At 41.5% G+C, this 11,329-nt stretch carries 12 protein-coding genes and 2 pseudogenes; 8 read left to right on the top strand and 6 right to left on the bottom strand.

Features of this window, described 5'->3' with window-relative positions:
• The first annotated feature begins 488 nt into the window (after window positions 1-488).
• The 5 genes and pseudogenes from AB6D06_RS22070 (at window position 489) to AB6D06_RS22050 (ending at window position 3,068) form a co-directional block, all read left to right on the top strand.
• The gene (locus AB6D06_RS22070; protein WP_017062405.1) at window positions 489-989 is read left to right on the top strand and encodes an opioid growth factor receptor-related protein; all 501 of its coding nucleotides are present in this window, start codon (window positions 489-491) and stop codon (window positions 987-989) included.
• A 199-nt stretch (window positions 990-1,188) separates the two neighbouring features.
• Complete coding sequence (locus AB6D06_RS22065; protein WP_017062406.1) at window positions 1,189-1,629, top strand: hypothetical protein; 441 nt, start codon at window positions 1,189-1,191, stop codon at window positions 1,627-1,629.
• Window positions 1,630-1,690: 61 nt separating this feature from the next.
• Window positions 1,691-2,191, top strand: coding sequence for a hypothetical protein (locus tag AB6D06_RS22060; protein ID WP_017064207.1), 501 nt, complete (start codon window positions 1,691-1,693; stop codon window positions 2,189-2,191).
• 69 nt (window positions 2,192-2,260) lie between these two features.
• A pseudogene (locus AB6D06_RS22055) lies at window positions 2,261-2,710 on the top strand (GNAT family N-acetyltransferase).
• Entirely contained in the window at window positions 2,703-3,068 is a 366-nt protein-coding gene (locus AB6D06_RS22050) for a hypothetical protein (protein ID WP_372056918.1), read from the top strand. Before AB6D06_RS22055 ends, AB6D06_RS22050 begins: the two are co-directional and overlap by 8 nt.
• Before the next feature lie 211 nt (window positions 3,069-3,279).
• Here the strand turns inward: AB6D06_RS22050 and AB6D06_RS22045 are convergent, their stop codons facing one another.
• Together AB6D06_RS22045 and AB6D06_RS22040 are read right to left on the bottom strand one after the other, a co-directional pair.
• Window positions 3,280-4,308, bottom strand: a complete 1,029-nt coding sequence (locus AB6D06_RS22045) for a methionine synthase (RefSeq protein ID WP_017062410.1) — start codon at window positions 4,306-4,308, stop codon at window positions 3,280-3,282.
• A 45-nt stretch (window positions 4,309-4,353) separates the two neighbouring features.
• The gene (locus AB6D06_RS22040; protein ID WP_017064213.1) at window positions 4,354-5,331 is read right to left on the bottom strand and encodes a DUF1852 domain-containing protein; all 978 of its coding nucleotides are present in this window, start codon (window positions 5,329-5,331) and stop codon (window positions 4,354-4,356) included.
• A gap of 342 nt (window positions 5,332-5,673) precedes the next feature.
• On the opposite strand from AB6D06_RS22040, the gene AB6D06_RS22035 reads away from it, so the two are divergent.
• The gene (locus AB6D06_RS22035; RefSeq protein ID WP_136973886.1) at window positions 5,674-6,483 is read left to right on the top strand and encodes a sulfite exporter TauE/SafE family protein; all 810 of its coding nucleotides are present in this window, start codon (window positions 5,674-5,676) and stop codon (window positions 6,481-6,483) included.
• Window positions 6,484-6,710: 227 nt separating this feature from the next.
• A complete protein-coding gene (locus AB6D06_RS22030) occupies window positions 6,711-7,715 on the top strand; it encodes a metal-dependent hydrolase (protein ID WP_102429252.1) in 1,005 nt (334 codons plus the stop codon).
• 491 nt (window positions 7,716-8,206) lie between these two features.
• Here AB6D06_RS22030 and AB6D06_RS22025 read toward each other — a convergent pair whose 3' ends face one another.
• Window positions 8,207-8,680, bottom strand: coding sequence for a GNAT family N-acetyltransferase (locus AB6D06_RS22025; protein ID WP_372111858.1), 474 nt, complete (start codon window positions 8,678-8,680; stop codon window positions 8,207-8,209).
• A gap of 1,218 nt (window positions 8,681-9,898) precedes the next feature.
• Between AB6D06_RS22025 and AB6D06_RS22020 the strand changes: the two genes are divergently transcribed.
• Window positions 9,899-10,495 carry a tyrosine-type recombinase/integrase gene (locus AB6D06_RS22020; RefSeq protein ID WP_016792302.1) on the top strand — a complete coding sequence of 199 codons (597 nt, stop codon included), beginning with the start codon at window positions 9,899-9,901 and terminating at the stop codon, window positions 10,493-10,495.
• A gap of 164 nt (window positions 10,496-10,659) precedes the next feature.
• Here AB6D06_RS22020 and AB6D06_RS22015 read toward each other — a convergent pair whose 3' ends face one another.
• The 3 genes and pseudogenes from AB6D06_RS22015 to AB6D06_RS22005 all read right to left on the bottom strand — a co-directional run.
• The gene (locus AB6D06_RS22015) at window positions 10,660-10,890 is read right to left on the bottom strand and encodes a hypothetical protein (protein WP_108209344.1); all 231 of its coding nucleotides are present in this window, start codon (window positions 10,888-10,890) and stop codon (window positions 10,660-10,662) included.
• The gene (gspS2, locus tag AB6D06_RS22010) at window positions 10,891-11,256 is read right to left on the bottom strand and encodes a type II secretion system pilot lipoprotein GspS-beta (RefSeq protein ID WP_016788065.1); all 366 of its coding nucleotides are present in this window, start codon (window positions 11,254-11,256) and stop codon (window positions 10,891-10,893) included.
• Window positions 11,213-11,329 (bottom strand): annotated as a pseudogene (locus AB6D06_RS22005) (alanine/ornithine racemase family PLP-dependent enzyme); the annotation flags it as partial. The gene gspS2 and the pseudogene AB6D06_RS22005, both read right to left, overlap by 44 nt.

The raw sequence follows: 11,329 nt of genomic DNA, 5'->3' as shown, positions 1-11,329 counted from the left end.
GCTACCGATGTATTGTTGAACGCGAAATGTACAGCAAAGATCAACACGCCCTAGTGTAAGTCGCTTGAAATTCTATGCACCGAAGGACGCTTTCTGAAGGGTTTTTCTTTGAAAGATGTAATCTTTCGCTGCTTATTTTACCTACCTCTTTTAGTCGTTCAGGTTTTGGTACTCAGTTATTAACACACTGGTTGCTGGCTTTAGTCTAAAACTCATACGCTACGCCAACGCCAACGCCAACGGATGCATTGTGTTTTCTTCAGGAACGATTCCCTGAACATACAGCAGAGCTAAAATGTGTCGCAGAGTTCCCGTGTCGTTTGTTAGAAAAGTAAGTCGAAATTATTCAAAAGTGATTCCTAACGCGTGGGACGTGGAGTTCTAAGCCAAATCGGTACTTACAACGTAAAGGACTAGGCTTTTGACGGCTTACTGCGTAATAATGCATTCGCCCACAAATGGGGGTTTATAGTCAGTAGGATTTTAAAATGAGTGAGATTGCTCGCTTTATATCTGGTGAAGCGCCGGACAAATTTGGTCGAAATATAGAACAGTTATTGGCTTACAATCATTTTTGGTTGGAGCATGACCATAAGTACATTCAAGTGTTCTTCCCAATAGATGAGGGGACTAAGTTTAATCAACATGCCCCGTTGGTTACTCAAGAAGATAAGGTGCTTTTTGCTAATTCAGAAGCGCTCCGCACAGCTCATCTACAAGTGCTTGACCTGATGCTTGAGTTTTGGGGTATGCAGCGAAACGGGAGTGAAATATCTTCATCGTTACCACTTAGCCCGGCTAATCACGTATGGTTAAAGAATCATGACCATAACCAGCTAAGGTTAACGCGAGCCATTCGCAGTTTGTACTTGTTGGGTAATGAAGAGGTTGCGGCTCGGTTATGTGACTTTTTAGTATCAGCGGCGACCGAGACAGGGTTGGTGTCGGATAAAACCGTTCAGTATTGGCGCAATGCCTTGGAAGGTTAGGGTTTTTCTGTGCAGAGCTTCCGGCACTGCTCATAATTGATTCTCAATGCGCGGTATTTTGTACGATGCCGCTTTCTCTATATTCAACATTTGAATGCAATTTGTGGAATACATCAAAGTTAATTAAACTGATGGTAAGTTATTACTTTTCATTATGTTAGGGTTCTTTTCTTAAGGTCAGCGGATTAGGAAGAGGCTAATGAAAAAGGGATTTGTGATAGCGATATCAATCGGCTTTGTTGTCTTCTTCCTTGTTGGTCGTGAGCTTCAGTGGTTCGGGTCCAGTAATTCCGAGTCGTTTCCTAAACTTCCGGATAGTCCCCAATTTGTTCCTTCTATCGATTTCGACGGTGAGTGGCTAGGCCGCCGTATTAACACCACTGGCAATAATATGTGTGAACGCACAACCATCACCGGAACTATTCGTGAGGGTAAGGCTACTCTAAGGCTTACCTACAATGGAACACCGTTAGAGGGTTGGGTGACGGAAAACGGCGACTTACGTTTATATGCTAAACATCGCCAATGGGATTATCGTTTTTCCGCACGTGGCAGTGGCAGTAGATTTGACGGCCGATGGCACTTAACCAATGGGCCGTGCCAAGGAAGTTGGTTTCTAGAAAAGGTCGATGGCAAGTAGGGTTGTTACTACAAGACGCCGTTTAAAATTAACCAGCACAAGGTTCTTTTAGGAGAGATAAGTGATCAGATTAATCGCCGTGTTCATTGTGGCTTTCGGGCTAGGTGCATATGCGAGCTTACATGTTTTGACAGACTATGTTGTGAGCATTGAAGACAGTCATAAAGCTGCGGTGCGGCAAGGTTTTGAAACCTATAAATATGCAAATACAAAAGACCTTGCCCCATTAATTAAAACATCGAACTTGTTAGCTCGTTATAGTGCTTGTGAATTAGAGGGAGATGAAGGCGATGCGATTGCATTAGCCCTGTCTATTAACGCTATTTCCTTTGGGATGTTATCGAAGCAAGCGTCTGACCTCGATCAAGACACCTTTAGGACTGGTTTGATGATGTACGGAAAACTCAAAGACAACGAAAAAGCGTCTGGTCAGTTAACTGAAATACTTACTGCGTACTGTAAAGATAGTCTTCGCTATCTATACGACTGTGAAAAACTTTCTAATTTGTTAGGCGAAGAATGGGATACACAATGGAAGGAAGTGAAACCAGTATGTACCTAAAAATGATTCAACATATACGGCATTTTGCTATGCCGTATTCAGATGTGATTTGAAAACAAAGGACACAATATGGAAGTAAGGTTGGTCAAAGGTTCAGAGCCTAAGTTCGCTGAATCGATCACCAAAACGAATATGGCGAGTTACTATCAAGCTCGTGGAATCGCTTGGGGTCATAGCCAGTTTTTACGCAGCTGGGATGAGCTGGATAACTATGAAATTTATGTGGGGGATCGCCGTATTGGTGTTGTTCGCTTCAGTTACGCTAGTGGTACAACGTTTCTTAGGGACTTGTAGATATTAGCTGACTGTCAAGGTCAAGGTTTTGGCTCTAAGTGTCTCGATTTGGCTATTGAACATGCGAACAATCAAGCATCGGCTCAGTTAGTGTTGCGCGTGTTCAGTGAGAACCCCGCCATTAAGCTTTATCAATCAAAAGGTTTTACTCAGTTGTCTGAAGTGAAAGGGCTCGTTGAAATGGAGCTGCCTTTAGGGTCATCATTGAGAGGGTGTCATGGATAACCGTATCCAACTAAATTTTGTTAAGTACTTATTTTCAGAGTTGCTGTTTATTGTTATTGCATTAGGTCTTGCCTATTGGATATTAGATGGTGATCGTTCATCGCTGCTAACCATAGGGCTGATAATTTGTGTTCCTCCATTAATAAAAATTCTAATGTTGTGGTGGAAGCTTCGCGATAGCTCGTTTGAAATCACGAACGGTCATGTACGTTTAAATGGCGTTGCTTGTGATGTGACTTTACAGCGTAGCTTTCTTCCGTTTGAAATTGGCTCATTCATCAAGCTTTCATACACGAAAGGTGCAATGAGCAAAGAAGAATGGAGCCGTATGTTAGCGTGTCGAACTAGGTCGCCATAAAGAAGCGACATCGCTGTTACTTGAGCTTTTAGTTTCCACGACGAATAGCGATGCGATTAAAGAGTACCAACGAGCGATCTCTTTATATGCTCAAGACCTAGATAAAACCTGGTAAGCAGCGCGTAAAGCTCATTAACTCACATAACAAAAAGCCTAAGCATCAATATGATACTTAGGCTTAAAGGCATAGTTTTTGTTCTTTAGGAAAGCGTTACGCTGAAAGCTCTTTACGAACGATCTCTGCGCCAGCACTTAGCGCATTAAGCTTCGCTGAGGCTATCTCGCGAGGTAGGGGAGCCATGCCGCAGTTGGTGCAAGGGTAGAGCTTGTCGGCATCAACGTACTTAAGTGTTTCACGTAGAGTGCTAGCCACTTCTTCCGGTGTTTCAATCGAATCGGTTGCAACATCAATCGCACCGACCATTACTTTCTTGCCTCGTACGAGCTCAAGCAGCTCAAGAGGTACATGAGAGTTGTGACACTCTAAAGAGATAATGTCGATATTCGATTGCTGCAACTTAGGGAAGACTTCTTCGTATTGGCGCCACTCGGTGCCTAATGTCTTTTTCCAATCCGTATTCGCTTTAATGCCGTAGCCATAACAAATATGGACTGCTGTTTCGCACTTAAGCCCTTCAATGGCTCTTTCCAAACAAGCGATGCCCCAATTGTTCACTTCATCAAAAAACACGTTAAACGCAGGTTCATCGAACTGAATAATATCCACGCCTGCCGCTTCAAGTTCTTTGGCTTCTTCGTTGAGGATCTTTGCAAATTCCCACGCCAGTTTTTCACGGCTTTGGTAATGCGCATCGTAAAGTGTATCAATCATGGTCATAGGCCCCGGCAGAGCCCATTTGATCGGTTGGTCGGTTTGCTGACGTAAGAACTTCGCATCTTCAACAAACACAGATTTCTGACGAGAAACTGGGCCTACAACCGTCGGTACACTTGCATCGTAACGGTCGCGGATTTTAACGGTTTCACGCTTTTCAAAATCAACGCCATTCAGGTGTTCAATGAAGGTCGTTACAAAGTGTTGACGTGTTTGTTCGCCGTCACTCACAATATCAATGCCTGCTTGCTGTTGCTCGTGCAGAGAGACACGCAGCGCATCTTGTTTGCCGTCTGTGAGTTCATCGCCTTGAAGTTTCCATGGCGACCAAAGCGTCTCTGGTTGTGCAAGCCAAGACGGTTTCGGCAAGCTGCCCGCTGTTGAAGTCGGTAATAGTGTTTTCATAATAATATTGCCTATCCTTGGGTGGTTTGAGAGCGCAATAGACGATTAAAGTGCGTAATTTGCCGACCAGTTCTCTAGAACTGATTGGTATGGCTTAATGAACTTCTCTTCTGCGAATTTACCTTGTTCAACAGCTAGCTGGCTTCGTTCTTCACGGTCGTACACGATTTGAGTCAGCGAGTGATCCAAGTTTTTCAAGTTTGGTTGGTAACAGTTACCCGCAACCGCGTTCGCGTTGTAAATCTCAGGTCGGTAGATTTTCTGGAACGTACCCATGGTACTGATGGTGCTGATAAGCTCTAGGTTAGAGTAATCGTTCAGCAGATCACCAAAGAAATAGAAGGCCAAAGGTGCAACACTGTTAGGCGGCATGAAATAACGAACCTGTAAGCCCATCTTTTTGAAATATTGTTCAGTTAAAGAAGACTCATTTGGTTGGTATTCAAAACCTAATACTGGGTGTTGGTTTTCAGTGCGGTAATAGGTTTTATTATCTGACACGCTTAAGCAAATAACAGGTCGTTTATTAAAGTTCTTTTTGTAAGCGTCAGAGTTAACGAAATATTTAAAAAGCTTACCGTGTAAGTCACCAAAATCTTCTGGAATGCTGAATTTATCTTGGCCTTTATTATGATCCAATAGACGTACGCTAAAGTCATAATCTCGAACATAAGAAGAGAAGTTATTTCCGATAATGCCTTCAATACGCTCGTTAGTTTTACGGTCTACAATATTGGTTTTCAGCACTTCAATTGAAGGGAATGCTTCGCCGTTGCTTTCAATATCCATATCAACAGAAATGATTTCAAGCTCAACAGAGTAGCGGTCGCCCTTAGGGTTATCCCAGTGCGCTAACGCGTTGAAACTGTTATCGATCATTTGTAGTGCATTGCGTAAGTTCGCTTGACGGCTGTCACCGCGAGCCAGGTTAGCAAAGTTGGTAGTGATACGCGTGCTGTCTGCAGGCTGGTAGTTTTCGTCGAGGCTAATGCTCTTAATCGTAAAATTAAATTCTTTATTCATGCTGATTTGGTATCCCAATTTTTTTTCTGATTCTCTCGGTCTTTAGTATTAAAACGGCTTTATTTTTTGCTTGTGACCGGATTAAGAATCGAAGGCTATGCTGTCTGAAATTAATGCTTAGTAGAATTAATGTCGTATAAAGTTAATCGCTTAAGGTTTTTATACGTTGATAGGTTGACCATTAACAATGGTATTACTTCACATTCAACATGAGGAATATTCATGATCTATTCTGTTTGAATATTTTAGTCGGTGTCAGTTATATTAATTAGCTTGATGGAAATATAACCGCATTAATAGTGTGTTATTTAAGACGATTAATTTAATTAAGAGATGGATGAAATGAGTGAATTGCTGTTGTTGATTTTCTACTGTGCGTTACTGGGCAGTGGTGTTGGGTTTCTAGCCGGTTTGTTAGGTATTGGCGGAGGGCTGATCATTGTTCCTGTGTTAAGCAGCATTTTACTGTATTTAGAAGTTCTACCTTCCGACCAAGTTGTTGTCGCTGCGATTGCTACCTCGTTGGCATCGATACTGTTCACTTCCACATCTTCTGCACTCGCTCACCACAAGAATGGCAAAGTGCCTTGGGATCTGGCGCCTTGGATCATGCTCGGTGTTGCTCTGGGTGCATTGGTTAGTGGTTTTATGGCGGCGTTGTTACCGGAAAAAGTCGTTCGTATTGTGTTTGCTGTGAGTGTGGTTCTTATTGCGATCAAGATGTTCTTAAGCAGCAAAAATGATGCGCCTAAGGAACGAAAACTGCCGAACAAAGGTGTGCTCACTGTGCTGACAACCATTACGGGTGGCTTATCTGCCATGATAGGTATTGGTGGCGGAGCATTGCTGGTTCCGCTATTAACGTTCTTCTCTGTCGATATGAAAAAGGCCATCGGTTGTGCCTCGGCTTGTGGCATTGTGATCGCGCTGTTTGGCTCGATAGGTTACATCAGTTCAGGCAGCAGCCACTTTGCTCTATCAGATGGCTTTGCTGGCTTTGTTTATCTGCCTGCGCTGTTGGGTATTGTGTGCACGTCTTGGTTTACGGCTCCGTTAGGCGCAAAAGCCACCAACCATTTACCGGTTCCAACGATTAAGAAAATCTTCTCAGTACTGCTGGTGGTTATCGCAGCAAGCATGGTTGCTCGTTAATAAAAGATCGTTCAAGTGTGAATATACAGAACAAAAACGAATAAATTGATCAACCACCAATAATTAGAAAAGGGCAGTTTCATAACTGCTCTTTTTTTGTTTATCGGTCTATGCTTATACAGCTATGTACATGAGTATATTGATAAAACCGTTTAGTTATGAACAGTTCACCGCTATAGCTAAATGTATTTTGTTTGATTCAACGGAATGCTATCAATGAGTGATTTATGGATCCTTTAACGCAGGGCGTGTTAGGCGCTTCTTTGTCACAATCGGCCAGCAAAAAACAACATTTGGTTGTTGCTGGGGTATTAGGGCTGCTCTCCGGGTTAGCACCAGATTTGGATGCACTGATTAAGTCTCAAAGTGACCCTTTGTTGGCTTTGGAATTTCATCGACAATTTACCCATTCACTCTTCTTTATTCCCATTGGCAGTTTGATCTGCGCTTTGGTTCTGCATCACCTGATTGCAAAAAAACGTGGGCTTTCTTTCAAACAAAGTTGGCTGTTTTGTGCTCTGGGCTATGGTACTCATGCACTGTTAGACGCTTGTACCACCTATGGCACGCAGTTACTTTGGCCTTTCACCAACGCGCGTTTTTCTTGGAATACCATATCAATCATCGATCCTGTTTATACGCTTCCCATTCTAGTGTTGCTTGTGTTTGCGACGTTAAAACGAGCGCCTTGGCTAGCGCGTGTTGCGTTTACTTGGGCGCTAATTTATCCAACATTAGGGATGATTCAGCGAGACAGGGCAGAGGCGATTGGGTGGCAATTAGCGCAAGAAAGGCAACACACACCGATTCGATTAGAGGCAAAACCAAGCTTTGCGAATATCTTGGTTTGGAAAGTGGTGTACGAAACAGAGGCTCATTACCATGTAGACGCAGTGCGGGTTGGCACATCGGTAAGCACGTATCCCGGAGAGTCGATTGCGAAGCTGAATGTTAGCAGGGATTTACCTTGGCTTGACCCGGACTCTCAACAAGCCAAAGACATAGAACGTTTCCGCTGGTTTTCAAATGGTTATATCGCTCAGGACCCAACAGACGAGCTGCGTATTATCGATGTCCGATATTCAATTGTACCAAATCAAATGAAAGCACTATGGAGCATCAAGCTATCAAAAGCAGTTGATGCAAACGCGCATGTAAAATACGAAACTCATAGAGACAACACGCCAGAGTCGAGACAGATCTTCTTCGGTATGCTCACTGGCGATAAATGAGCTAGTTTTAAACTGATCTGCACCGTCAATACTGGATGCTACGTTAAGCGACTTTCCATACGTTTAGTTATCTCTGAATTGTTAATTTAGGGGAAGCTATAGCTCATTTATGCCCCATTGTGTGTTCACTTCGATGAGTGAACTACATCGGCAATCTATTTTTACAATACATAAACTAATGGTTAGGAAAAGGCCCGACACATTTTCTTTCTTCACTCTAGGTAGTCAGCATATTTAGATAGTATGGACAATAGGATAGAGTCAGACCATACTCCAGTCAAAAAGCTCATCGAAGCGATTCAAGATCTTTAAAGGTTACGGAGACTGAATAAGAGTCAATTTGATTGTTGGTTACTCTGTGACCGGGGGGAGGTGAGAGTGCACGAGGGGTCAGCGTTTTTGAATGAACTCTTCAATACCTTTACAGTTGAAGTATAAAATGAGGCGGCCAAATAGCCGTCCCAGACACACCATCTGACTTGTTTATCCACTCATTCCTTTAAGCCAAAAATTAATTCAATTTCATCATCAAGTCTTCTGCCCGTTGGTATAAAACCAAGCTTTTGATAAATAGAGAGCGCATTGCCTTTTTCTTTATCCATCGTGGTCAGGGAGACGCCTTTTAAACCGGTAATGGAAGCGTATTTCTTACTGAAGTTAATCGCTTGACTCCCCAATCCTTTTCCTTGGAAACGATGGTCAATCATGACGCGCCATACATATAAATGCTCCTTTTGAAAGTGTTCATCGTGTGTGTCCAGTATTCTAGGGTCAATCAGAGAGATCAGGCCCGCAGGTTTATCGTTTAAGTAAATACCATAGTTGATACTATCGTCGTTAAAACTGGCTTCTGCAAGCCACTCTGCGTTGTTAGCAATGAGTTGTTTTTGAGACTCTTCCACTGAGAGAGCAATAATGTCATCGATAATGGTATTGTTTATTTTTAAAAAGCTAATTTTATTCATGCTTATTTACCTTGGGTAGGTATTTCATTAAAAGTAACTGGCCAATGTAAGGATCTTGATAAGCTAATCTTGAGTTATCAAAATGGTAATGTCGCTTTTGCTCCTGTCTTTTAACATAGACTCTTCAAGTATCTTATAGATCTCTTTATCTGGCGCATATTAGAACGCGCCAATTTTTTTAATTAAGGTATATGTATGTCTTAATTAAAAACGATGATGGAAGTTATTGTTTCCTTTTTGCCTGCCCCCATGACAGAAATATTAGTTCCAAGCGTTGCCCACGATGATTCAAAAATAGGGTACGTATAGTATTTTTACAATAGTGCCGTCACAAAACCCAAAACAAACTCCCTGATAGAATGCTGACGAGTGTGATTAAAGATAACTTTAATGTGTTCTCAGCCAGCTACATTTTGTATATCACTTATCAGCTAAAATGGTGGCCAATATCTTATCGCCTTTGCATTCAACACTGACGTTCATTCCATTGACGAGTGCTCTCTCATTAGGCGCACTTGCTCTCATATCGAGTCCACTTGTTTGAATTTGGACAACTAGTTCGGTAAGCGTTAAAGAAAGAGTGCTGGTTACCCTGAAGTTTTAGTGTAGGCCACATCTTGATGTTATCGAAGATGGCCAATCGCAATGCAAAAATAGACACAGCCCTGGAATATTGAAGCTAATGTTATCGAAAGCTTTTCTGCACTATTTTTTTAGTTTGCGTAATTGGTGTAGCCAAACTTAACACCAATGATACGAACCGCCATATAAGTTTTAACTCATACCATTTGACGTATTATTGCGGAATCTTTTGTCTATGACAGTATGACTTTGTAAGTAAAATCATTACATAATGAAAGCGTATTTATTAAGTTGCCAGTTCAAACCTTGATGTATTGTTTTCATAAAGTTCAACGTTAATGTCGGTTTTATCTAATAGTCATAAGATGTTGCTCCTAATGAATTGATAGCAGCGTAGCTTCTTACGTCTAAAGCGGGACTGTATTGGATAAACCTGTGATAAAAATACAACGATTCACAAAAATGCTGTGCTTGGCCGACATATCACTCAGATTGGCATCACTCATGGAAGTTGATTAAACGACTTTATATACTTGTAGTAATTCATTGTTTACTAAATTAGTAAAATCACTGACACGCTTTTGTCCATTTCCTTCCAACTACAATCGTGATGACCAAATTAAAAAGGAGGTCATCATGGTAGTTTTCAACAAAACGAAACGAAGTGGCGTCAAAAAGCCTTTTCGGCTTGAGGAAATTTGGCGGATCAGAACCAGATTAGAAATTGAAAATAATTTGATGCAGCTTGCGTTGCTCAACTTAGCTATTGATAGCAAACTTAGAGCAAGTGATTTGCTCGTTCTCAGAGTTTGCGATGTATCTTCGCAAGATCGGATATTTAACCGCGTTAAGCATATCCAGCGCAAAACAGATATTGAAGTTCAATTTGAGATAACGACAAGAACTCAACAGAGTCTAATGAAATGGATTTTGATGGCTTCGCTACATGACAGCAATTTTATTTTCCCAAGCCAAAGGCGAAAGCAACAACCGATTAGCTATTCGTACTATCGATACTTAGTGAGGAGATGGGCTTCTAATCTGGGGTTGGATCCTAACTTGTATGGCACTCACTCGATGAGGCGAACAAAAGCGACGTTAGTCTACGCAAAAACGAAAAATATCCGAGCGGTGCAGCTACTACTTGGTCATACCAAGGTAGATAATACAATCCGCTATCTTGGGGTTGAATTAGAAGATGCATTGTTGCTTTCAGAAGGTACTGAGTGTTAATCGAAAAGGAACCTAAATACTTAGGTGTTTCAATTGCTATTACGCTGAAAGTTGTTACCCATTCACCGCTACACTTGATTATTTTCAATACATTAAGTGCAAATACTACTAATCTGTCCAAGGTTTAGATGGCCTTAAACAGATTAGGTATACACAAGCTTAAATTAAACGTTGGAACGCGCGTTTTTCTTCTTTGATTTATAGGCTTTCATTGAAATTCTTAAAGCAAGCTGTTTTTGTTTAATTGAAATGAGTTGTCTAGTTACGACCTTATGGTGTAACTCTGTGATAAAGTTTTTTTCCCAAGGCGTAAGGTGGTCAAACCTCAATAAAATAGTGTCATTGAGTACATTGAACAACTCGTATTGGCTTTTATCCATTCGACTGCTAAGCATTCAATTAGAGCACTTAGCTAGAGAAATGACGTTAAGGCTTTCTACTTTCTCATTTTTTCCTAAGGTAATGATTCGATAAGAGATCCCACTCTCTAATAGTGGTCTTATTTCGATGTTGTCACAAAAACTAACGGCGACTTTTTCTACTAATCGGTCCATATTCAAAGTTTTCTTTTTTACGAAAACAAGAGTGACACTATCGCCCTCTGACTGTGCATTTACGAGTGTGATTGAGCCTAACTCTTGTGGAAGTTGGCTTGAAATAACTGTCGCTCTATAATCGGCAAGTCCATTAGATTTTATTGGGCTTATCTGACAACCGTTAAGCATGACACTGACGAAGAGAATTACAGTTGTTCGTAGCATTATGCGCTCCTTCTTCCTTTCTTCTCCCTTTAGGTGCCTTAAAATATTTATGGATATAACGTGAAGACATAGA

The organism is Vibrio sp. 10N.239.311.G01 (genome assembly GCF_041465805.1).
In the GTDB taxonomy this organism is placed as follows: Bacteria; Pseudomonadota; Gammaproteobacteria; order Enterobacterales; family Vibrionaceae; genus Vibrio; species Vibrio crassostreae_C.
This window is presented reverse-complemented; position numbering and strand designations above follow the sequence as displayed.